Here is a 23,241-nt window from a genome sequence, read left to right as displayed (position 1 = left end):
AATCAAATTAAAATTAATTGAGGAGGCTACTATGATTACAGGGATATTAGGAGTTTTAGGCGCACTGACGGCATGGTTCAGCTTTGAGTTTGTTAAGGATGTCGCAAAACACAAAGACAATCTAGAAACTGAGACTAACTTTTTAACAGCAGGTATTATCGGATTTATAACAAACTTTTTTGATACACTAGGTATAGGAAGCTTTGCACCTACTACCGCTTTACTTAAAGCTTTTAGACAAATACATGACAGGGTTCTACCTGGAACATTAAACGTTTCTTGTACATGGCCAGTTGTTGCAGAGGCATTTATCTTTATCACAGTTATAGAAGTTGAGCCAGTAACACTTATTGGTATGCTAGCTGCAGCTACTATTGGAGCTTGGTTAGGCGCTGGCTTCGTTTCTGGACTTCCTGAGAAAAAGATTCAGCTTGCAATGGCAATCGCACTTTTTGTTACAGCGTTTTTAATGCTTGCTGGACAAATGGGATGGATGCCAGGAGGCGGAGATGCTATAGGACTTACTGGAGTAAAACTTGTTTTAGCTATAGTTGGTAACTTTATCCTTGGAGCTCTTATGACACTTGGAATCGGACTTTATGCTCCTTGTATGGCTCTAGTTTATTTCCTTGGAATGAGCCCAGCAGTTGCTTTCCCTATAATGATGGGATCTTGCGCATTCTTAATGCCAGTTGCATCTGTTAAGTTCGTAAGAGAAGGCGCTTATAACAGAAAAGCTTCTTTAGCTATAGCTGTACTAGGAATTGTTGGAGTATTTATAGCGGCATATATCGTTAAGTCACTACCTCTTGATATTCTTAGATGGTTAGTAATAGGAGTTATCTTCTATACTTCTATGACAATGTTTAAAGCTGCATCTAAGCCAGCTGATACAAAAGCTGCATAATTAAAATTTTATTTATAATATAAAGGTTATATCTTGAGTAAGATTATTCTTACTTGGGTATAACCTTTTTAATTGGACATGATTTTAGTAGAATTTGAATTTAGTTTATATTTGAAGGGTGGCGAAATGATGAATGTAGAAAAATCCCCAAAAGGCAAGTCGATTAAAGTTAAGCTTTTATTTGTTCCTCTCATTGTAATACTTGTGGGGGTATTTGTAATCGGAGCAGTTTCTAGCGTGCTCACAAAAAACAGTTTGTTAGCTGAGATGAGAGAAAATGGATTTTTTTTAACACATTCATTTGTTGACAGACTTAATGATAATTCGCAAGCTCTTGGTAGTATGAATGAAATGTTATCAGAAAAAATTATCTCAACTGGGAATACTATAGTTTCAAATAGTGGTAACTTGAGCATGGAGTATATGCAAACGCTTGCTAAAGACTTAAATGTAGATGAAATAAACTGGTTTAACCCTCAGGGCATGATAGTGTATTCAAACTTTGTTGATTATGTAGGATGGCAGGCTCCTAGTGACCATGCGGCTATGGCATTTGCAAATGGGACTGAAAAAACTCAAATAGAAGCCATAAGACAAGATGCAGAGTCAAAAGAATACAAGCAGTATGGCTATGTAAGAGGAAATGATGGTTACTATGCTCAGGTAGGGATAAAAGCCGACATGGTTCAAAAGTTCAGCGACCAGTTCAGTTACCAGACCCTAATTGACAATATAGTGGATGATGAAAAAATTGTTTATGCACTTTTTATAGATAAGAATTTAATCGCAACTGCTCACAGCAATAAAGACAGAATAGGTATAACTTTGACGGATGAAGGAAGTAAGACAGCTGCAGTTGATAAAAAAGAGTATGCATCAGAATATTATTATGAAGCTGGAAAAGTAGACGTCTACGATATACTCATGCCTGTGGAAGTGGCAGGAGAACATCTAGGAGCTATAAACATAGGATTCTCCATGGAAAGCGTCAATGTTGCTATAGCAAAAAACAACATGATGATAGCAATTGCAGGCTTATTGATCTTTGCAATACTAGCTCTTATATTGTATACAAATCTAAGTGGTTCTATTAAAATTATCAATAAGCTAAAAGCACATTTACTTCAAATGGCGTCAGGTGATTTTTCTCATGAGTTAGAGGATGGCCTTCTAAATAAACAGGATGAATTTGGTCAGATGGCTAATGCGCTAAGTGAGATGAAAACCTCTATTAGAGCGATGCTTTTTACACTAATAGAACGCTCAGATCAGATACATGAGGCATCGAATAGATTTGCTGAGGTTTCTAAAAAAACAGAGTTTACCTCTAAGGAAATATCGAAGGCTATAGAGGAAATCGCTAACGGTGCTACCTCCCAAGCAAAAGATACAGAGCAGGCGAGTGAAAATGTAAGCGAAATGGAAGAGGCTATAGAAAAAGATTTTGAGCATATTAAGGAGCTTAATCACTCGGTAACTCAAATAGACAAGCAAAAGAATGAAGGCTTTGTGCTACTAAATGAAGTGGTAAGTCAGACGGATAGCAATATGAAATCCTCCGATATGATTTACAAGATTATCTTGAGTAATAATGAAAGTGCCGAAAAGATCGAAGTGGCAAGTCAAATGATTCAAAATATAGCAGACCAGACTAATCTTCTCGCACTTAATGCTGCAATAGAAGCTGCAAGAGCTGGAGAAGCTGGAAGAGGATTTGCTGTTGTTGCTGATGAAATAAGAAAATTGGCGGAGCAATCAAATGACTTTACAAATGATATTAAGACTATAATCGATGAGCTAAGACAGAAATCTACAGGAGCTGTAGAGGCTATGGTAGAGGTTAAGGATATAGTTAATAAACAAAATATTTCTGTAAAAAGTACTGAAGAGAAATTTGAAATGATAGCACAAGCGATTGAAACGGTAAAAGATGTGATTGAAAAGCTAAATCAATCATCTAAAATAATGAATGTGAATAAAGATGCAATAGTAAATCTAATGCACAATCTATCTGCGGTATCTGAAGAAAACGCTGCGGGGACAGAAGAGGCATCGGCATCTATGCAGCAGCAATTAGAGTCAATAAGCATGATATCCGAGTCTGGAGAGGAGCTAGCTATTATCGCTGATGAACTAAAATCTCTTATTGATAAATTTAAAGTTTAATATTTGTTAAGAAAATTTAATATATAAATAAATTCAAAAAGGAATATAGTCTTTTCAAAGATTATATTCCTTTTTAGTTACTAAAAAAAAGTGTAATTTTATGACTATTTTGAAAATACTAAAAAAATAGATTGAATGTAAAGAAAAAATGTATTAGATTAAGATTGGCAAATTAATTTTACTTATAAAAATTTAATTTTACAACGAAAAGGAGAAATGAGACTAAATGAAAAATGGTATTTTTTCTATAGGTATTAAAGGAGAACTTTTGGTTTTTCTATCGGCTATGGGATTTGCTACAATGGGAGTATTGGGAAAGATGGCTTACAGCTATGGGTTAAATACTACGACTCTTCTTTTTCTAAGATTCTTTATTGCCGCCATTATTCTTTTTTTAGTCTCGCATATTTTAAAACGACCTTTAAAGCTAAATGCCAAAGACGGTATAATAGCATTTGGATTTGGATTTATAGGGTATAATTTGGTTTCCTTTTGTTATTTTTATTCACTAAACTTTATACCTGCATCGCTTACTGCAGTTATTTTTTTTACTTATCCTATTTTTGTAACCTTATTTTCATTTGCTTTTTTCAAAGAAAAGCTTACGCCGAATAAAATTTTATCTTTAGTATTAGGCAGTGTAGGTATTTTATCGATAGTATCTCCAGGAAAAGCTCAAATAGATTATAGAGGAATTATTTTTTCTCTTCTTGGAGGGATTCTATATGCGTTTTATGTACTAGGACTATCTCTCCCGAGAGTAAAGAAAATAGACTCAGTAAAAATGAGTTATTATACCAATATATTTGCAGCTTTAGGTATGGGAATTGCAGCGATAGTAAGTAACACCTTCATATATCCTATAAATATATTTGCTCTTAGCTATGCGGCTCTTATAGGAATATTTGCAACTTCAGTAGCTATGCTTGCTCTTTTTGCAGGAGTGAAGAGAATAGGAGCTGTAAAAGGATCCATAATTGCAAATATGGAAATTGTAATTGCCTGTATACTAGGAGCAGCGTTTTTAAATGAAAAGATGGGAATATATCAGCTTATGGGAGCTGTTCTTATAATTACATCAGCTATTATGGTAAGCCTACCAAACAAAGCTTTAAAAAAAGTATCGTTGGAAAATTCATTTGAAGTGAAGTAAAACATGCTAAATTGAATTAAATATAAAATGAATAAACAAAAATACCACTTGAATAAAAAAATATTTGAAGCAAGTAAATATATTGAAGAAAGCGATAATAATAAAATTATATCTCAGATTATAATTTATACTGATGAAACATTAAGTTCTAGTGTAAATGCATTCTGAGATATTGTTTTTTTTGACAAATTCTTAGTATTTTCTTGAATTGTGTATAAATGCTAAATATGATATATTAAGTCAAAGAACTTTACAAGAAAAGGGGAGCTTATGATGAGAGTAAAACTAATTGCACATACAGATAATCCGGACAAGGTTGTGTCTATGGCCGCTAAACTTTGCTATTCTCCAGTTGGAGCAGAGTCTATAGGTGAAGGTTTATCACCTCAAGAGGTTGAGAAGTTTCTTGGCATTCTTGTATCAATGGGACACGAAAGCCCTATAGAGCATGTAAGCTTTACGTTTTCTATTGAAGGAATATCAAGAGCCTGTTCTCACCAAGTAGTAAGACACAGAATTGCTAGCTTTTCTCAGCAGTCACAAAGATATGTAAAGCTAAGCCAATTTGAATACATAGTTCCACCACAAATAGAAGCCAATGAAGAGGCTAAGTCCATATTTTTAAAAGCTATGGAAGCAGACCAAAAAGCTTATGATGAAATAGTTGAAAAACTATATGAAAAGAATTATGCAGAGTTTATAAAACAAGGCATGAGTGAAAAAAAAGCGGCCTCAGCTGCTGAAAAAGTATCTATAGAAGATGCTAGATATGTATTTCCTAATGCCTGTGAGACTAAAATGGTAGTAAGCATGAATGCGCGCTCCCTTATGAATTTCTTCACTCATAGATGTTGTGAAAGAGCACAATGGGAAATCAGAGATTTAGCTTTTGAAATGCTAAGAGAAGTAAAGAGCGTAGCACCTATTTTGTTTAAAAATGCAGGTCCTAGTTGCTACAAGGGTAGTTGTAAGGAAGGTGCTATGTCATGTAAACGACCAGACATCCCAAAATCTAAAATTGAAGCTATCGAAGCTAGTTTATAAAACTAAAAGCAATTGTAAAGAAATTAAATCGCTGTATTTAAATTTATAAGGAGGTACCTGTTATCTCCTTATAAAAATTATCTAAAATAGAAAGAAGAAACCAGTATGAATATATCAGGAAGAAATCCAGTGCTTGAAGCACTTAAAAGCAATCGGACTATAGATTGCCTATATATTAAAGCGGGAGATAAAGAGGGCTCTATTAAAAAAATCCTCTCTATAGCAAAAGAACAGAAAATATTAATCAAAGAGGTTGATAAAACCAAACTAGATGAACTTGCTGAAGGCACCCAGCATCAAGGGGTTGTGGCGCTAGTAACAGATTATAAATACTATGAACTTGAAGAAGTGTTAGATGAAATTAGAGAAAAGGATGAAAAACCTTTCTTTATTATATTGGACGAAATAGAAGATCCTCATAATCTAGGAGCTATAATTCGTTCTGCAGAGGGTGCTGGAGCTCACGGTGTAATCATACCAAAACGAAGATCGGCCTCTGTGAATGCAACTGTAGAAAAGACAGCTGCTGGAGCGGCGTCTTACATGAAGGTTATAAAAGTAACCAATCTAGTATCTACAGTTGAGAAGCTTAAGAAAGAAGGTATATGGATTTATGCCTTGGATATGGATGGAGAGTCATATGATACAGTGGATTTAAAAGGCTCAGTTGCTCTAGTAGTAGGAAATGAAGGTAAAGGTATATCGAGACTTCTAAAGGACAATTGTGATTTTACCCTCAAAATACCTATGAAAGGTAACGTCGGGTCTTTAAATGCGTCCGTGGCTGCATCTATTCTTTTATATGAAGTAGTAAGGCAAAGACGAAATAGTTAGGAAGATAAAATTGAAAAAGAAATTTACGGACTATCTCATAGTAGATGGCTATAATGTAATTAATGCATGGAGTGATTTAAATGAAATTGCTAAAGTGGACTTAGAAGGAGCAAGAGACAAGCTCAATTTTATTCTAGGTGAATATGCTGCTTTTAGTGGAATCTTCACCATAGTTGTCTATGATGCATACAGAGTCAAAGCTCATACGAAAAGAGAAGAAGAAGTAGGCAATTTAAAAATTGTGTATACAAAAGAAAAGCAAACTGCCGATTCATATATAGAAAAGCTTATAACCGAGTTTGGACCTAAAAAGCACTTGAGTATAAGAGTTGCAAGCGATGACATGGCTGAGCAGCAGATGGTTCTTGGCAAGGGTGGAAGCAGAATAACTACAAGAGAGCTAAATATAGAGGTACAGCGCTCAAACACTAAAATTAAAACCACAACAAAGACGAAAAAAACAGAAAAAAACACCTTAGAGGATGTGGTTGACACGGATGTGCTTCGAAAATTAGAGGAAATAAGAAAAGGTGTATCTAAGGGGAAATGATGGAGGCTGTTAAATGTCAAAAAATGAGGACTTGAAATATGATTTCGCAATTGCTGACTCAGACATCGTTGATGAAAACAAAGAAATAATAAGCGATGATGAAGCTGACGTAGATGACAATATGGTTTTTAGAGCGAAAGCTGGAGACGAAAAATCTTTAAATCATATTCTTAAAAAATATCGTAACTTTGTAAGATCAAAAGCCAAGCCCTTTTTTATCGTTGGAGCGGACAAAGAAGATATATTGCAAGAAGGAATGATTGGGCTATTTAAAGCAATTAGAGATTACGATGAAGAAAAAACAGTTTCATTTAGAGCGTTTGCAGAGCTATGTGTAACTAGGCAAATCATTACAGCTGTAAAAACGGCAACGAGGCAAAAACATATTCCCCTTAATTCGTACATTTCTCTTAATAAACCTATGAGTGAAGAAGATCCAGATAAAACTCTTATGGATATGATGAAAAATTCTCATATAAGTGACCCTGAACAGCTTATAATAAGTAAAGAAGAAATGAAGCTCATAGAAGAGAAAACAAAGGAAATGCTAAGCGAGTTTGAAACTAGGGTTTTATCACTATATTTAAAAGGCTATTCCTATAATGAAATATCTGAGAAACTTTGCAAGCATACTAAAAGTGTTGATAATGCGCTTCAGAGAATAAAAAGAAAGTTTGAAAAATATTTGGAGCAAAGAGAATAACATAAATAAGTAATTCAAAACTTATAGAAAACAAAAATTACTTTTAAATTTCAATAATTTTAAGGTATTGATAATAAGATTTTAATATACAAAAAATCTTTCTTGATTTTTGTGTATAAACATAGTACAATATGCCTTGTAAGTGCTCACGTGGCTCAGTCGGTAGAGCGTCGCCTTGGTAAGGCGGAGGTCGGCGGTTCAAGTCCGCTCGTGAGCTCCATTTCTTTTTTATAATAATGAAACACTTGGAAGTGTTTATTGGAGGAGGAGCTAATAAAATGGCAAAAGCTAAATTTGAAAGAACCAAGCCACACGTTAATATTGGAACAATAGGACACGTAGACCACGGAAAAACAACATTAACAGCAGCAATCACAAAGACATTACATGCAAGATACGGATTCGGAGCAGCAGTAGATTTCGAAAACATAGATAAGGCACCAGAGGAAAGAGAAAGAGGAATCACAATCTCAACAGCACACGTTGAGTATGAGACTCCAAACAGACACTACGCACACGTTGACTGCCCAGGCCATGCTGACTACGTTAAGAACATGATCACAGGAGCAGCACAGATGGACGGAGCTATCCTAGTATGTTCAGCAGCAGATGGACCAATGCCACAAACAAGAGAGCATATCCTACTATCAAGACAGGTAGGGGTACCATACATCGTAGTATTCCTAAACAAATGTGACATGGTAGATGACGAAGAGCTACTTGAGCTAGTAGAAATGGAAGTAAGAGACCTACTAAACGAGTACGAATTCCCAGGAGATGACACTCCAATTATCAGAGGATCAGCACTAAAAGCATTAGAAGATCCAGCATCTGAGTGGGGAGACAAAATCGTTGAGTTATTCGAGCAAATCGATAGCTACATTCCAGAGCCAGAAAGAGATATCGACAAGCCTTTCCTAATGCCAGTAGAGGACGTATTCTCAATCACTGGTAGAGGAACAGTTGCAACAGGAAGAGTAGAAAGAGGAATTCTAAAAGTTCAAGACGAGGTAGAAATCGTTGGACTTACAGAAGAAGCAAGAAAAGTAGTAGTAACTGGAGTAGAGATGTTCAGAAAGTTACTAGATCAAGCGCAAGCTGGAGATAACATAGGAGCACTTCTTAGAGGTGTAACTAGAGATGATATCGAAAGAGGACAAGTTCTAGCTAAATCAGGAACAATCAAACCAAGAACGAAGTTCACTGCAGAAATCTACGTACTTAAAAAAGAAGAGGGTGGAAGACATACTCCATTCTTTAAAGGATATAGACCACAGTTTTACTTCAGAACAACTGACGTAACTGGTGACATCACACTTCCAGATGGCGTAGAAATGGTTATGCCTGGAGATAACATCACTATTTCAGTTGAGCTTATCACTCCAATCGCTATGGAAGAGGGACTTCGTTTTGCTATCAGAGAAGGCGGAAGAACTGTAGGCGCTGGTGTTGTTGCTACAATCGTAGAGTAATTAAAGCCCTGACTTATATACGAGCTTTTGCATTATGCAAAAGCTCGTTTTTAATATAAACTGAAATAAAATAGAAGGATAACAGCAAAAAAAATTAATATAAACCTAGAGCAAATATAGTGGAAAGCTTTGACAAAAAATACAAATTGAGTTAAACTTTAATTTCGGCGAAAATCATAATTTAGTTGATATATAAGAGCGAAATCTCTTGACATCGGCTGGCGATTGTGATAGATTTTATGGGTAATGTTATATAATTACACCAATCTATGTTTAAAAATAGATCCTTCTAACACATATTAATGTAGGAGGTGGACCATGAGAGTAAAAATAACACTTGCTTGCCAAGAGTGTAAGCAAAGAAACTACAACACTACAAAAAACAAGAAGAATGACCCAGACAGAATAGAGCTTAGCAAATACTGCAGATTCTGCAAAAAGCACACTGCGCATAAAGAAACTAAATAGTCAAAGGGTGTGAATGGATTGTCAGCAGAAGCAAATGTAAAAAAAGGTATAGGAACTTCTCTAAGAGAAACCAGAACAGAACTTAAAAAGGTTCATTGGCCAAGCCGCAAAGAATTAACAAACTATACTTGGATTGTTATATTCTCAGTATTTATTGTGAGCTTAATAATTTATCTTATAGATTCTGGACTCGGGTTTATCATTGAGAAAGTAATTTCTTTATAATCGTTAACCAAAAGGAGGGTCAGGCCTTTTTAGGCTGATGTCTATGTCAGAACAAGAACAAGCCAAATGGTATGTAATACATACTTATTCCGGACACGAAAACAAGGTGAAAGCTACAATTGAAAAAGCCGTTGCCAATAGAGGCATGGAAGACTTGATTCAGGACGTTGCTGTTCCTGTTGAAGACGTTGTCGAAAACAAAAATGGTAAAGAAAAAATCAGGCAAAGGAAAGTGTTTCCGGGTTATGTGCTGATTAAGATGATTGTTACAGACGAATCCTGGTACGTTGTAAGGAATACAAAAGGAGTTACTGGATTTGTAGGACCAAACTCAAAACCAGTAGCGCTAACAGCAGAAGAAGTTGAGAACATGGGAGTTGAAAAGCAAAAGAGCTTTGACCTTGTTGTAGATTTCTCTATAGGAGATAAAATCCAAGTTTCAGGAGGACCTTTTGATGGTTTTGCAGGTACGATTGAAGAAATCAACCATGACAAAAAACATGCAAAGGTCAACATTTCCATGTTTGGAAGAGAAACTCCAGTAGAACTTGAATTTTATCAGGTTAAAAAGGTAAAGTAATCTAACAGGAGGTGTATATAATGGCTAAAAAGGTAATTGGACAGATTAAACTTCAAATACCAGCAGGAAAAGCTACTCCAGCTCCACCGGTAGGACCGGCTCTTGGACAGCATGGAGTTAACATAATGGGTTTTTGTAAAGAATTTAACGCTAAGACAGCAGAACAAGGTGGATTAATAATACCGGTTGTTATAACTGTATATCAAGATAGATCATTCAGTTTTATAACTAAGACTCCACCAGCTGCAGTTCTTATCAAAAAAGCATGTAAAATCGAGTCTGGTTCAGGAGAACCAAACAAGAAAAAAGTTGCTAAAATTACAAAAACACAAGTTAAAGAAATTGCGGAGTTGAAGTTACCAGACTTAAATGCTGCTTCAGTTGAGTCAGCGATGAGCATGATTGAAGGAACAGCAAGAAGTATGGGCGTAACAGTAGAAGAGTAGTTCTATTTTAATCATATAGATTGGTGGGAGGCAAATTTATTTACCGTTATTACCACAAGGAGGCATTTTAATGGCGAAGAAGGGCAAGAAATATCAAGAAGCGCTTAGTAAATTCGACAAAAATAACTACTACAATGCAACTGAAGCGTTAGGTGTAGTTGTAGAAGTAGCTAGTGCAAAATTTGATGAAACAGTTGAAGCGCATATCAAACTTGGCGTTGACTCTAGACATGCTGATCAGCAGGTTCGTGGAGCAGTTGTACTTCCTAACGGAACAGGTAAAACTAACAGAGTTTTAGTGTTCGCTAAAGGAGAAAAAGCTAAAGAAGCAGAAGCAGCAGGAGCAGATTTTGTTGGAGCTGAAGATTTAGTAACAAAGATTCAAAGTGAAAACTGGTTTGATTTCGATGTTATCGTAGCTACACCAGATATGATGGGATTAGTAGGAAGATTAGGTAGAGTTCTTGGACCTAAAGGACTTATGCCAAACCCTAAATCTGGAACTGTAACATTTGAAGTAGAAAAAGCAATCAATGAAATCAAAGCTGGTAAAGTTGAGTACAGACTTGACAAAACTAACATAATTCACGTTCCAGTAGGAAAAGTTTCTTTTGGAAAAGAAAAATTAGCTGAGAACTTCCATGCTTTAATGGAAGCGGTTGTAAAAGCTAAGCCATCTGCAGCAAAAGGACAATATTTAAGATCAGTAGTAGTAACTAGCACTATGGGACCTGGAGTTAAAATCAACCCAGCAAGAGTAAACGACTAAAAAACTATTGACAATTTATATTCTAGGCTATATTATGTTTAGGTACTTAAAAATTAAATTATTACCGTAGACAGTAGGTGCTTATGCTTAATATCCTGCCGAGGATTATCTTATTTTTATAAAATGAGCCTTTGTATGTCTATGGATATATAAAGGCTTTAATTGTTTTAAAGCCTACGAAGGAGGTGCCGTATGACAAAAGCGATTGAAATGAAAAAAGGCGTAGTTGCAGAAATAGCTGAGAAACTTCAAAAGTCTGCTTCTTGTGTGGTTGTTGACTACAAAGGACTAAAGGTTGAAGAAGTGACTGAACTTAGAAATAAGTTTAGAGAAGCTGGGATTGACTATAAAGTATACAAAAATACATTAGTTAGAAGAGCTGCAGCTGAAGTAGGTAACATGGCTCAGTTTGACAATGTTAACTTAGTAGGAACTAATGCTATAGCGTTTGGATATGAAGATCCAGTAGCTCCTGCTAAAATAGTTAATGACTTCGCAAAAACTCATCCAAAGCTAGAGCTTAAGATGGGATTTGTAGAAGGCGAATTCTATGATGCTGATAATATCAAAAAACTTGCTGAGATTCCTTCAAGAGAAGAGCTTATCGCAAAACTTCTTGGAAGTCTTAAAGCTCCAGTATCAAACTTTGTTTATCTTGTTGACGCAATTGCAAAGAAGCAAGAAGCTTAATTTAATTTAAAAATAATTCGGAGGTGTACGTAATGACTATAGAACAAATTTTAGAAGCTATAGAGAATATGAAAGTTCTTGAACTAAACGAACTTGTAAAGGCTGCTGAGGAGAAATTTGGTGTTTCTGCTTCTGCTCCTGTAATGATGGCTGGTGCTGCTGCTGGTGCTGCTGCTGAAGAAAAAACTGAATTTGATGTAATCCTTGCTGAGGCAGGATCTTCAAAAGTAGGAGTTATCAAAGTAGTAAGAGAAATCACTGGACTTGGCTTAAAAGAAGCTAAAGACCTAGTTGATGGAGCTCCAAAGCCAGTTAAAGAAGGCGCAACTAAAGAAGAAGCTGATCAAATTAAAGAAAAGCTAGAAGCTGCAGGCGCTAAAGTAGAAGTTAAATAATTTAACTCTAGTAATTGAGTGCTTCAGGTATTACCTGAAGCACTTTTTTGTTCTAATAATTGCATTGACAATAAGGCAGAGTTTAGGTATAATAATTTGATGCTTTATAATGGAGTACTTTTGCCCATTTGTTTTATTTTTATTATTGAGAGGTGAAGTCTTGATGCCACATCCACATCCTGTGCAAATCGGGAGAAGGACCCGAATGAGCTTTTCTCAGATAACTGAAGTCGCAGAACTTCCCAATCTTATAGAAATCCAGCTCGAATCCTATGAATGGTTTCTTAGAGAAGGGCTTAGAGAAGTTTTTGAAGAGGTATTTCCTATAGAAGACTATACAGGAAATATTAAGCTGGAATTTCTTGATTACTTTATTGAGGAAACTCCAAAGTACGATGTAGAAGAATCGAAAGAAAGAGATGTAACTTACTCGGCACCGCTGAAGGTAAGAGTAAGGCTTACTGTTCCAGACGAAGATGGTTCTAAGATAATTAAAAACGAATCTGGAGAACCAGTATTTTTAGGTGATTTTCCTCTTATGACAGATAAGGGAACATTTATAATCAACGGAGCAGAAAGAGTTATTGTAAGTCAGTTAGTACGTTCTCCAGGTGTTTATTTTTCTCAAGAAATGGATAAATCAGGAAAGAGACTTATTTCTTCTACTGTAATTCCAAACAGAGGAGCATGGCTTGAGTACGAAACTGATTCAAACGATATAGTTTCTGTAAGAATTGACAGAAATAGAAAACAACCGGTAACTATGCTACTCAGAGCATTAGGCTATGGAAGCGACCAGGAAATTAGAGAACTTCTTGGTGATGACGAAAGACTTGAGGCTACTATTCTTAAAGATAGCTCAAAGTCAACTGACGAAGGCTTAATTGAAATTTATAAAAAATTAAGACCTGGTGAACCACCTACATTAGAAAGTGCGACATCGTTAATAAACTCTATGTTTTTTGATCACAAGAGATACGATTTAGCTAAAGTTGGAAGATATAAATTCAACAAAAAATTAGCTTTATCTAACAGAATCTACTCTAGAGTACTATCGAGAGATGTGGTAGACCCATCTACAGGAGAAGTAGTACTTACAAGTGGAATTAAGCTTAGCGTAGAGCAAGCTAAGATGTTAGATGATATTGGAATATCTCATGTTTATGTCTATGGAGAAGAAGAAAAAGAAGTTAAGGTTATAGGTAACTGTTTTGTAGACATTAAAAAGCATATAGCTTTTTCTATCGACGATTTAAATATAAAAGAAAAAGTAAGATATAAGGTTCTAAGAGAAATCTTAGACAATTTCAGTACAGAAGAAGAAATAAAAGCTCAGCTTATCGAAAGAAAAAGAGAGCTAGTTCCAAAACACATAACTGAGGAAGATATAATTGCATCTATCAGTTATCAGTTCAATTTATTCCATTCTATAGGTAATATAGATGATATCGATCATCTAGGAAACAGAAGAGTTCGTTCTGTTGGAGAACTTCTTCAGAATCAATTTAGAATCGGTCTGTCTAGAATGGAGAGAGTTATCAAGGAAAGAATGACTGTTCAAGATGCTATAGACCTTACTCCTAACTCATTAATGAACATCAGACCAGTAACTGCAGCAATCAAGGAGTTTTTTGGTTCTTCTCAGTTATCTCAGTTCATGGACCAAACAAACCCACTTTCTGAACTTACGCACAAACGTAGACTTTCTGCTCTTGGACCAGGTGGTCTATCAAGAGAAAGAGCTGGCTTTGAGGTAAGAGACGTACACTATTCTCATTACGGAAGAATGTGTCCTATAGAGACACCAGAGGGTCCAAACATCGGACTTATAAACTCACTTTCGGTGTATGCAAGAATCAATGAATATGGTTTTATTGAATCTCCATATAGAAGAGTAGACAATGAAAATAACAAAGTAACTGAAATCATAGATTATCTTACAGCAGATGAAGAAGATTTATACATCAGAGTTCAGGCGAATGAGCCTCTATCTGAAGATAGCTGGTTTGTAAACTCAAAGGTTGCATCTAGAACTAAGATGGGTACAGTTGAACTAGTGCCTACTGAGTTGGTTGACTACGTTGACGTTTCACCAAAACAGGTAGTTTCAGTTGCAACGGCTATGATTCCTTTCTTGGAAAACGACGACGCAAACCGTGCCCTTATGGGATCGAACATGCAGCGTCAGGCGGTACCGCTAGTTAGAAGAGAAGCACCTATTATAGGAACTGCTATAGAATATAGAGCAGCCAAGGATTCTGGTGCAGTTATCGTAGCAAGGCACGACGGAGTAGTAGAAAAAGTATCGGCAAAAGAAATCATTATAAAAAGAGAAGACGGACAAAAAGATAGATATCGTCTGCTTAAATTCAAACGTTCTAACCAAGGTACTTGTATCAATCAAACACCTCTTGTAAACAAGGGCGATGTTATGAAAAAAGGTGACGTTATAGCAGATGGACCTTCTACTGATTTAGGGGAAATTGCTCTTGGCAGAAACTGCCTAGTTGCATTCATGACGTGGGAAGGTTATAACTATGAGGATGCTATCTTAATTAATGAAAGACTTGTTAAGGAAGATAGATTATCTACTATTCATATAGAAGAATATGAAGCTGAAGCTAGAGATACAAAGCTAGGGCCAGAAGAGATTACTAGAGACATACCTAATGTAGGCGACGATGCAATTAAGAATCTGGATGAAAGAGGAATAATTAGAATCGGTGCTGAGGTTGAATCTGGGGATATCTTAGTAGGTAAAGTAACACCTAAGGGTGAAACTGAAATAACTCCTGAGGAAAGATTGCTTCGCGCGATATTTGGTGAGAAAGCTAGAGAAGTTAGAGATACATCTCTTAGAGTTCCACATGGAGAGTCAGGAATTATAGTTGATGTCCGCATATTTACAAGAGAAAATGGGGATGAACTATCTCCAGGAGTAAATGAACTTGTAAGATGCTACATTGCTAAAAAGAGAAAAATTAATGTTGGAGATAAAATGGCGGGTCGCCATGGTAATAAAGGGGTTATTTCTAGAATTCTTCCAGAAGAGGATATGCCATTTATGCCTGATGGAACACCAGTTGAAATCGTACTTAACCCTCTAGGCGTACCTTCGCGTATGAATATTGGACAGGTACTGGAAATTCATATGGGACTTGCTGCAAAAGCTCTGGGATGGCATGTTGCAACACCTGTATTTGATGGAGCAGTTGAGGAAGACATCTTCCAAGCTCTTGATAAAGCTGGTTATCCAAAGAGTGGAAAGATTCATCTTCAAGATGGAAGAACTGGAGATTATTTTGACAATCCAGTAACTGTTGGATACATGTATATGCTTAAGCTTCACCACCTTGTAGACGACAAAATACATGCAAGATCAACTGGACCTTACTCCTTAGTTACTCAGCAGCCTCTTGGAGGTAAAGCTCAGTTTGGAGGACAGCGTTTTGGAGAGATGGAGGTTTGGGCTCTTGAGGCATATGGAGCAGCTCACACACTTCAGGAAATCCTTACAGTTAAGTCTGACGACGTGGTTGGTAGGGTTAAAACTTACGAAGCTATCGTAAAGGGTGAAAATGTTCCAGAACCAGGCATACCAGAGTCATTTAAGGTTCTTATAAAAGAGCTTCAATCACTTTGCTTAGATGTTAAGGTTCTAACTGAAACTGATGAGGAAATTGAAGTTAGAGAATCTATTGAAGAAGCTGCACTTGTTGATGAATTTGAGTATGTAGCAGAAGATAGAGATGACATGATAGAGGAAGTTTTAACGCCTGAAGAAGATTTTAACCTTGAAGAAGAAGGCGATGATGATATAGATTTTGATTCATTTATTTCTGATACAGATGAGGAAGATGATGAGTTTGATTTTTAGTTTGCTAACGATTGACTATATTAATTTCAAGGAAAGGAGCGACACTCCTTGTTTGAACTAAACAACTTTGAATCCATACAAATAGGGCTAGCTTCTCCAGAAAAAATTAGACAGTGGTCTAAGGGAGAAGTAAAAAAACCTGAAACAATTAACTACAGAACTTTAAAGCCAGAGAAAGATGGGCTTTTCTGCGAAAGAATTTTTGGACCTACAAAGGACTGGGAATGCCACTGCGGAAAATATAAAAGAGATAGAGCAAGACACAAGGGTATAGTTTGTGACCGCTGCGGAGTTGAGGTTACAAGATCGAAAGTAAGAAGAGAGAGAATGGGTCATATCGAGCTAGCGGCTCCGGTTTCTCATATTTGGTATTTTAAAGGAATCCCATCTCGTATGGGACTCCTTCTAGATATGTCACCTAGAGTACTAGAGAAGATACTTTATTTTGCATCTTATGTAGTAATTGATCCAGGTGAGACAAACTTATCTGAAAATCAGCTTCTTAATGAAAAAGACTATAGAGATGCTCTTGAAACTTTTGGACACAAAGCATTTAAAGCTATGATGGGCGCTGAAGCTGTTCAAGAAATACTTAAAAAGGTTGATCTTGAAAGACTTTCAAAAGAGCTTAAAGCAAAGCTTAAAGATGCTACTGGTCAAAAAAGAATTAAGACGATAAGACGACTAGAAGTAGTAGAAGCATTTAGGCAGTCTGGAAATGATCCAACATGGATGATTTTAGATGTAGTTCCAGTTATACCACCAGATCTTAGACCTATGGTACAGCTTGATGGAGGAAGATTTGCAACTTCTGACCTAAATGATTTATATAGAAGAGTAATAAACAGAAACAACCGTCTAAAAAGACTTCTTGAGCTTGGAGCACCTGATATCATTGTAAGAAATGAAAAAAGAATGCTTCAAGAGGCAGTTGATGCTCTTATAGACAACGGAAGAAGAGGAAGACCTGTAACTGGTCCTGGAAACAGACCTCTTAAGTCACTTTCTGACATGCTAAAAGGAAAGCAAGGACGTTTCCGTCAGAACCTTCTAGGAAAGCGTGTTGACTATTCTGGACGTTCGGTTATAGTAGTTGGACCAGAGCTGAAGTTTTATCAGTGTGGACTTCCTAAGAAGATGGCTTTAGAACTATTTAAGCCGTTTGTAATGAATGAACTAGTTAAGAAAAATTACGCGCACAACATAAAGAGTGCTAAGCGTATGGTTGAAAAGATTAAACCAGAGGTTTGGGATATTCTAGAAGAAGTAATTAAAGGACATCCAGTACTTCTAAACCGTGCTCCGACTCTGCATAGACTTGGAATTCAAGCATTTGAACCAGTTTTAGTTGAAGGTAAAGCTATAAAGCTTCATCCACTTGTATGTACTGCTTATAATGCGGATTTCGATGGAGACCAGATGGCTGTTCACGTGCCTCTTTCAGTAGAAGCACAAGCCGAAGGAAGATTCTTAATGCTTTCTCCAAACAACATTCTAGCGCCTAAAGATGGAGCGCCTATTACTACTCCTACTCAGGATATGGTACTTGGTACTTACTACCTTACTATTGAAGAAAAGGGTGTTATAGGGGAAGGCTCTGTATTTAAGGACTTCACTGAAATGATGCTTGCTTATGAAAATCATCAAGTCCATCTTCATGCTAGAGTAAGAGTAAAAGTAAAAAAATCTTCAGATGATCCAGGCAGACTTGTTGAGAGTACTGTTGGAAGATTTATTTTTAATGAAAATATCCCTCAAGATTTAGGATATGTAGATAGAGAAAAAGAGCCTTATGCTCTTGAAGTTGATTTTATATTAGACAAGAAAATGATAGGAAAGGTTATAGACAAATGCTTTAGAAAGCATGGAAATACTATGACTGCTATCATGCTTGATAATATTAAGAATCTTGGATTTAAGTTTTCAACTAGAGCGGCTATTTCTGTTTCGGTTGCAGATATGGAGATTCCAGAAGAGAAGTACGCACTGATAAGAGAAGCTGAGCAAAAAGTTGAAAAGTATGAAAAGAACTTCAGAAGAGGACTTATGTCTGATGATGAGAGATATGAAAGAGTAATAGAGACTTGGGCTAAAACTACTGAAGAAGTAACTGATGCTCTTATGAAGAAACTTGGACCTCTTAATAACATCAACATTATGGCTGTATCTGGAGCGAGGGGTTCTAAAAAACAGATTAGACAGCTTGCTGGTATGCGTGGTCTTATGGCGAATGCATCTGGTAAGACAGTTGAAATCCCAGTTAAATCGAACTTCCGTGAAGGACTATCTGTCCTTGAGTACTTTACATCTTCTCATGGTGCCCGTAAAGGTCTAGCCGATACAGCACTTCGTACAGCTGACTCTGGATACCTAACAAGAAGACTTGTTGACGTATCACAGGACGTTATCGTAAGAGAGCTTGATTGTGAGACGAATGAGGGAATAGAAGTAAGTGCATTTAAAGACGGAAACGAGGAAATAGAAGGTCTATTCGATCGTATCGCAGGAAGATATGCACTAGAGAATATAATTCATCCAGAAACTAACGAACTAATTGTTCCAGCAGGCGAAATGATTCAAGAAACTGATGCTGAAAAAATTGTTGCAGCTGGTATAGAATATCTAAAACTACGTACACCTCTTAACTGTAAAGCTAAAAAAGGTATCTGTGCTAAATGCTACGGACGTAACCTAGCAACAGGAAAAGAAGTAAATGTAGGTGAAGCTGTAGGTATTATTGCCGCGCAGTCAATCGGCGAGCCGGGTACTCAGCTTACAATGCGTACTTTCCATACAGGTGGAGTTGCAGGAGGAGATATAACGCAAGGTCTTCCAAGGGTTGAAGAGCTTTTCGAAGGTAGAAAACCTAAAGGACTTGCTGTTATTACTGAGTTTGCAGGAACTGTTAGAATAGAAGAAACTGGAAGAAAGAAAGAAGCTATAGTTACCACAGATTCAGGGGAAGAAAAGAACTACACCATTCCTTATGGCTCTAGAATGAAAGTAAAAGATGGTGCTAAAGTTAAAGCTGGAGAACCACTTACACAAGGATCTATTAATCCTCATGATATCCTTAGAGTTAATGGAGTAACTGGGGTTCAAGATTATATAGTTAAAGAGGTTCAAAGGGTATATAGACTTCAGGGTGTTGATATCAATGATAAACACATTGAAATCATAATAAGACAAATGCTTTCTAAGGTAAAAGTAGAAGAATCAGGAGATACAAATCTTCTTCCTGGAGCTCTAGTTGATATCTTAGAACTAAGACGCATAAATGAAAAGGCAGTTGAAAATGGCTTACAGCCAGCTACAATAAAAAGAGTTCTGCTTGGTATAACTAAAGCATCTCTTGCGACAGAATCATTCTTGTCAGCGGCATCATTCCAGGAAACTACTAGAGTTCTTACTGAGGCAGCTATAAAAGGCAAGAAAGACAATCTAATTGGACTAAAAGAAAATGTTATTATCGGAAAGCTTATTCCAGCAGGTACAGGCATGAAAAGATATAAGACTATAGAAATTTCTACTCCTGATATGGTTAAGCCAGACGCTAAAGAGCAAAAAATAGAGAATTTTGTAGATTAAATATGTTGACTACTACCAAACCTGGTGGTAAAATATAACAGTGTGTAAATTAGCAGACTCCTTAAGGGGACTGCTAATTTCATTACACTGGTCAAATGATTTTTTAAAACCAAGCTATTAGAGGCTTTTGAATTTACATATGAATTCTTTAGCGACGGTAGCAATACTCAAAGCAGTTGGCTGTGCAAAAAAACAAATAATTTAAAAGGAGGTGCGCGAATGCCAACCATTAGTCAGTTAATTCGTAAGGGAAGAGAAGAAGTAGAAAAAAAATCTACAGCTCCAGCTCTTCAAAGAGGATTTAACTCTCTTAGAAAAAAAGGAACAGAGATATCTGCTCCACAAAAAAGAGGAGTTTGTACGTCAGTAAAGACTGTTACTCCTAAAAAACCTAACTCAGCGTTAAGAAAAGTTGCCAGAGTTAGACTGACAAATCAAATGGAAGTTTCAGCTTATATCCCAGGAGAAGGACACAATCTGCAAGAGCATAGTGTTGTTCTAATCAGAGGAGGAAGAGTTAAAGACTTACCAGGAGTTCGTTATCACATTGTGAGAGGAACGCTAGATACATCAGGAGTAGACAAGAGAATGCAAGCAAGATCAAAGTACGGTGCAAAGAAACCAAAAGCTGCTAAGAAATAGTTGAGTATTGTTCGGTGCGTTTATTATATATATAACAGGCGCCCGCGACATAGAAACAGCTTATGTCGAGTACCGATGATCTAATAAATTAGATTATTAAGGAGGGAAGTATAGTGCCAAGAAAAGGTAATGTTCCAAAGAGAGAAATTTTGCCAGACCCTATGTACGCAAGCAAGGTTGTGACAAAATTAATAAATAAAGTTATGCTAGATGGAAAAAAAGGTACATCACAAAAGATTGTATATGGTGCGTTTGATATTATAAAAGAAAAGACTGGTGAAGATCCATTAGAGGTTTTTGACAAAGCTATGAATAATATCATGCCAGTACTTGAAGTAAAAGCTAGAAGAGTTGGTGGAGCTAACTACCAGGTGCCAATAGAAGTTAGACCTGATAGAAGAGAAACTCTAGGACTTAGATGGTTAGTGAAATACACTAGACTTAGAGGCGAAAAAGGTATGACTGATAAGCTAGCAAAAGAAATTATGGATGCAGCTAACGGTACAGGGGCTTCAGTTAAGAAGAAAGAAGACACCCACAAAATGGCAGACGCAAATAGAGCATTTGCTCACTATCGTTGGTAAAATAGTATTCGTTTTGCCAGAAAGGAGTGTAATACGTGTCAAGAAAGTTCCCTTTAGAAAGAACTAGAAATATTGGTATCATGGCCCACATAGATGCGGGTAAGACTACCACGACAGAGAGAATTCTATTCTACACAGGAAAAACCCATAAAATTGGAGAGACTCACGAAGGAGCTTCTCAAATGGACTGGATGGAGCAGGAAAAAGAAAGAGGTATAACAATTACTTCTGCTGCTACAACTGCTGAGTGGAAAGATCATAGAATTAACATTATAGATACTCCGGGCCACGTAGATTTTACAGTTGAGGTTGAAAGATCTCTTAGAGTTCTAGATGGAGCTGTAGCTGTATTTTGTGCGAAAGGCGGAGTTGAGCCACAATCTGAGAATGTTTGGAGACAAGCAAATAACTATAACGTTCCAAGAATTGCGTTCGTTAATAAAATGGATATCATAGGAGCAGACTTTTTAAGAGTTGTTCAAATGATGAAAGATAGATTAGGAGCTAATGCAGTAGCTCTACATCTTCCTATAGGAGCTGAAGATACATTTACTGGAATAATCGACCTTATGATTATGAAGGCTTATATGTATAAGGATGACAAAGGTCAAGAAGTTGACATAGTTGAAATCCCAGAAGATATGAAAGCTCTAGCAGAAGAATACAGAGAAAAAATGGTAGAAACTATAGCTGAGTTAGATGAAGACTTAACAATGAAGTTCCTTGAAGGAGAAGAAATCTCTGTAGAAGAGCTTAAGGTTGCACTTAGAAAAGGTGTAATTGCTTGTGAAGTTAATCCAGTATTCTGTGGAACAGCTTACAGAAATAAAGGTGTTCAGCTAGTTCTAGATGCAGTTATTGATTATATGCCATCTCCACTTGATATTCCAGCTATTAAAGGATTACTTCTAGATGGAGAAGAAGCAGAAAGACACTCTTCAGATGAAGAACCTTTTGCAGCTCTTGCATTTAAAATCATGGCTGACCCATTTGTTGGAAAGCTTGCTTTCTTTAGAGTTTATTCAGGAGTACTTAAATCTGGTTCTTATGTAATCAACTCTACTAAGAATAAAAAAGAAAGAATTGGACGTATCCTTCAGATGCATGCTAACACAAGAGAAGAAATCTCTGAAGTATATGCTGGAGATATCGCATCTGCTGTAGGTCTTAAGGACACTACAACTGGTGATACTCTTTGTGATCCAGACCACCCAATTATTCTTGAGTCTATGGAATTCCCAGAACCAGTTATCCACGTAGCTATTGAGCCAAAATCAAAAGCTGCTCAGGAAAAAATGGGTGTGGCACTTCAAAGACTTTCAGAAGAGGATCCTACATTTAGAGTTCGTACTGATGAAGAAACTGGACAGACTATTATCGGTGGTATGGGTGAGCTTCACCTTGAAATCATCGTTGACCGTCTGCTTAGAGAATTCAAAGTAGAAGCTAATGTTGGAGCACCTCAGGTTGCTTATCGTGAAACAATTAAGAACCCTGTTGATATTGAACACAAATATGCTAAACAGTCTGGTGGACGTGGTCAGTACGGTCATGTTAAAATTAGAATGTTCCCTCAAGAGCCAGGAGCTGGATACCAGTTTGTAAACTCTACAGTTGGTGGATCTGTTCCTAGAGAATACATCGGACCAGTTGATGCAGGACTTCAAAGCGCTATGGCTGCTGGTATTCTTGCTGGATATCCAGTTGTAGACGTAAAAGTTGAGCTTTATGATGGTTCTTATCATGAGGTTGACTCATCAGAGATGGCGTTTAAGATGGCTGCTTCTATGGCATTTAAAGATGGTATGAGAAAAGCTAACGCTATAATTCTTGAGCCATACTTCAAAGTTGAAGTTGTTACTCCAGAAGACTACATGGGAGATGTTATGGGAGACCTTAACTCTCGTAGAGGTAGAATCGAAGGAATGGAAGCTAGACAAGGAGGAGCACAAGCTATCAACGCTATGGTTCCACTTTCAGAAATGTTTGGTTATTCTACAACTCTTCGTTCTATGACTCAAGGTAGAGCAACTTACACAATGATATTTGACCACTATGAAGAAGTTCCAGCTTCTATTGCTAAAAAGATAATGGAAGAAGGAAAATAGTAAGATACTATTTGAATTTTTAGTATAAAATATAAATATA

20 protein-coding genes, 1 tRNA gene and 1 other annotated feature are annotated in these 23,241 nt (G+C 36.6%); all 21 genes read left to right on the top strand.

Annotated features, from left to right (window positions below):
• Positions 1-31: 31 nt before the first annotated feature.
• The 21 genes from CLOST_RS11200 to fusA all read left to right on the top strand — a co-directional run bounded on the left by CLOST_RS11200 (position 32) and on the right by fusA (position 23,201).
• The gene (locus tag CLOST_RS11200) at positions 32-907 is read left to right on the top strand and encodes a sulfite exporter TauE/SafE family protein (protein ID WP_013362438.1); all 876 of its coding nucleotides are present in this window, start codon (positions 32-34) and stop codon (positions 905-907) included.
• A 78-nt stretch (positions 908-985) separates the two neighbouring features.
• On the top strand, positions 986-3,073 hold the full coding sequence (locus tag CLOST_RS13640) for a methyl-accepting chemotaxis protein (RefSeq protein ID WP_157858301.1): 2,088 nt from the start codon (positions 986-988) through the stop codon (positions 3,071-3,073).
• A gap of 226 nt (positions 3,074-3,299) precedes the next feature.
• Complete coding sequence (locus CLOST_RS11190) at positions 3,300-4,226, top strand: DMT family transporter (RefSeq protein ID WP_013362436.1); 927 nt, start codon at positions 3,300-3,302, stop codon at positions 4,224-4,226.
• 273 nt (positions 4,227-4,499) lie between these two features.
• Complete coding sequence (gene thyX / locus CLOST_RS11185) at positions 4,500-5,270, top strand: FAD-dependent thymidylate synthase (RefSeq protein WP_013362434.1); 771 nt, start codon at positions 4,500-4,502, stop codon at positions 5,268-5,270.
• A 105-nt stretch (positions 5,271-5,375) separates the two neighbouring features.
• A complete protein-coding gene (gene rlmB / locus CLOST_RS11180; protein WP_013362433.1) occupies positions 5,376-6,104 on the top strand; it encodes a 23S rRNA (guanosine(2251)-2'-O)-methyltransferase RlmB in 729 nt (242 codons plus the stop codon).
• 10 nt (positions 6,105-6,114) lie between these two features.
• Complete coding sequence (locus tag CLOST_RS11175) at positions 6,115-6,654, top strand: NYN domain-containing protein (protein WP_013362432.1); 540 nt, start codon at positions 6,115-6,117, stop codon at positions 6,652-6,654.
• Positions 6,655-6,667: 13 nt separating this feature from the next.
• Entirely contained in the window at positions 6,668-7,357 is a 690-nt protein-coding gene (gene sigH, locus CLOST_RS11170) for an RNA polymerase sporulation sigma factor SigH (protein WP_013362431.1), read from the top strand.
• 144 nt (positions 7,358-7,501) lie between these two features.
• Positions 7,502-7,577, top strand: a tRNA-Thr gene (locus tag CLOST_RS11165).
• Between the two features lie 58 nt (positions 7,578-7,635).
• A complete protein-coding gene (gene tuf / locus CLOST_RS11160) occupies positions 7,636-8,829 on the top strand; it encodes an elongation factor Tu (protein WP_013362418.1) in 1,194 nt (397 codons plus the stop codon).
• Positions 8,830-9,147: 318 nt separating this feature from the next.
• Positions 9,148-9,297 carry a 50S ribosomal protein L33 gene (gene rpmG, locus CLOST_RS11155; RefSeq protein WP_013362430.1) on the top strand — a complete coding sequence of 50 codons (150 nt, stop codon included), beginning with the start codon at positions 9,148-9,150 and terminating at the stop codon, positions 9,295-9,297.
• An 18-nt stretch (positions 9,298-9,315) separates the two neighbouring features.
• On the top strand, positions 9,316-9,522 hold the full coding sequence (gene secE, locus CLOST_RS11150) for a preprotein translocase subunit SecE (RefSeq protein ID WP_013362429.1): 207 nt from the start codon (positions 9,316-9,318) through the stop codon (positions 9,520-9,522).
• Between the two features lie 43 nt (positions 9,523-9,565).
• Positions 9,566-10,102, top strand: a complete 537-nt coding sequence (gene nusG / locus CLOST_RS11145) for a transcription termination/antitermination protein NusG (RefSeq protein ID WP_330360758.1) — start codon at positions 9,566-9,568, stop codon at positions 10,100-10,102.
• 20 nt (positions 10,103-10,122) lie between these two features.
• Positions 10,123-10,548: a 50S ribosomal protein L11 gene (gene rplK / locus CLOST_RS11140; protein WP_013362427.1), complete on the top strand. Its 426-nt coding sequence runs from the start codon at positions 10,123-10,125 to the stop codon at positions 10,546-10,548.
• A gap of 70 nt (positions 10,549-10,618) precedes the next feature.
• The gene (rplA, locus tag CLOST_RS11135) at positions 10,619-11,317 is read left to right on the top strand and encodes a 50S ribosomal protein L1 (RefSeq protein WP_013362426.1); all 699 of its coding nucleotides are present in this window, start codon (positions 10,619-10,621) and stop codon (positions 11,315-11,317) included.
• A 46-nt stretch (positions 11,318-11,363) separates the two neighbouring features.
• Positions 11,364-11,489, top strand: a sequence feature (ribosomal protein L10 leader region).
• Positions 11,490-11,509: 20 nt separating this feature from the next.
• Entirely contained in the window at positions 11,510-12,007 is a 498-nt protein-coding gene (gene rplJ / locus CLOST_RS11130; protein WP_013362425.1) for a 50S ribosomal protein L10, read from the top strand.
• A gap of 32 nt (positions 12,008-12,039) precedes the next feature.
• The gene (gene rplL, locus CLOST_RS11125; RefSeq protein ID WP_013362424.1) at positions 12,040-12,402 is read left to right on the top strand and encodes a 50S ribosomal protein L7/L12; all 363 of its coding nucleotides are present in this window, start codon (positions 12,040-12,042) and stop codon (positions 12,400-12,402) included.
• 163 nt (positions 12,403-12,565) lie between these two features.
• The gene (gene rpoB / locus CLOST_RS11120) at positions 12,566-16,279 is read left to right on the top strand and encodes a DNA-directed RNA polymerase subunit beta (protein WP_041487205.1); all 3,714 of its coding nucleotides are present in this window, start codon (positions 12,566-12,568) and stop codon (positions 16,277-16,279) included.
• A 48-nt stretch (positions 16,280-16,327) separates the two neighbouring features.
• Positions 16,328-19,867, top strand: a complete 3,540-nt coding sequence (rpoC, locus tag CLOST_RS11115; protein ID WP_013362422.1) for a DNA-directed RNA polymerase subunit beta' — start codon at positions 16,328-16,330, stop codon at positions 19,865-19,867.
• A 219-nt stretch (positions 19,868-20,086) separates the two neighbouring features.
• Positions 20,087-20,509: a 30S ribosomal protein S12 gene (gene rpsL, locus CLOST_RS11110; protein WP_013362421.1), complete on the top strand. Its 423-nt coding sequence runs from the start codon at positions 20,087-20,089 to the stop codon at positions 20,507-20,509.
• Positions 20,510-20,622: 113 nt separating this feature from the next.
• Complete coding sequence (gene rpsG, locus CLOST_RS11105; RefSeq protein ID WP_013362420.1) at positions 20,623-21,093, top strand: 30S ribosomal protein S7; 471 nt, start codon at positions 20,623-20,625, stop codon at positions 21,091-21,093.
• 35 nt (positions 21,094-21,128) lie between these two features.
• On the top strand, positions 21,129-23,201 hold the full coding sequence (fusA, locus tag CLOST_RS11100) for an elongation factor G (RefSeq protein WP_013362419.1): 2,073 nt from the start codon (positions 21,129-21,131) through the stop codon (positions 23,199-23,201).
• Positions 23,202-23,241: the final 40 nt, after the last annotated feature.

The sequence above is a fragment of the Acetoanaerobium sticklandii genome (genome assembly GCF_000196455.1).
Classification (GTDB): Bacteria; Bacillota; Clostridia; order Peptostreptococcales; family Filifactoraceae; genus Acetoanaerobium; species Acetoanaerobium sticklandii.
The sequence above is the reverse complement of the archived record's forward strand: the minus strand, read 5'-3'. Positions and strand labels throughout refer to the sequence as shown.

Bases quoted from the DNA above. Each gene is read 5' to 3' on its own strand.
- CLOST_RS11200 (WP_013362438.1), top strand. From the start codon at position 32: ATGATTACAGGGATATTAGGAGTTTTAGGCGCACTGACGGCATGGTTC.
- CLOST_RS13640 (WP_157858301.1), top strand. From the start codon at position 986: ATGATTTTAGTAGAATTTGAATTTAGTTTATATTTGAAGGGTGGCGAA.
- CLOST_RS11190 (WP_013362436.1), top strand. From the start codon at position 3,300: ATGAAAAATGGTATTTTTTCTATAGGTATTAAAGGAGAACTTTTGGTT.
- thyX (WP_013362434.1), top strand. From the start codon at position 4,500: ATGAGAGTAAAACTAATTGCACATACAGATAATCCGGACAAGGTTGTG.
- rlmB (WP_013362433.1), top strand. From the start codon at position 5,376: ATGAATATATCAGGAAGAAATCCAGTGCTTGAAGCACTTAAAAGCAAT.
- sigH (WP_013362431.1), top strand. From the start codon at position 6,668: ATGTCAAAAAATGAGGACTTGAAATATGATTTCGCAATTGCTGACTCA.
- tuf (WP_013362418.1), top strand. From the start codon at position 7,636: ATGGCAAAAGCTAAATTTGAAAGAACCAAGCCACACGTTAATATTGGA.
- rpmG (WP_013362430.1), top strand. From the start codon at position 9,148: ATGAGAGTAAAAATAACACTTGCTTGCCAAGAGTGTAAGCAAAGAAAC.
- nusG (WP_330360758.1), top strand. From the start codon at position 9,566: ATGTCAGAACAAGAACAAGCCAAATGGTATGTAATACATACTTATTCC.
- rplK (WP_013362427.1), top strand. From the start codon at position 10,123: ATGGCTAAAAAGGTAATTGGACAGATTAAACTTCAAATACCAGCAGGA.
- rplA (WP_013362426.1), top strand. From the start codon at position 10,619: ATGGCGAAGAAGGGCAAGAAATATCAAGAAGCGCTTAGTAAATTCGAC.
- rplJ (WP_013362425.1), top strand. From the start codon at position 11,510: ATGACAAAAGCGATTGAAATGAAAAAAGGCGTAGTTGCAGAAATAGCT.
- rplL (WP_013362424.1), top strand. From the start codon at position 12,040: ATGACTATAGAACAAATTTTAGAAGCTATAGAGAATATGAAAGTTCTT.
- rpoB (WP_041487205.1), top strand. From the start codon at position 12,566: ATGCCACATCCACATCCTGTGCAAATCGGGAGAAGGACCCGAATGAGC.
- rpsL (WP_013362421.1), top strand. From the start codon at position 20,087: ATGCCAACCATTAGTCAGTTAATTCGTAAGGGAAGAGAAGAAGTAGAA.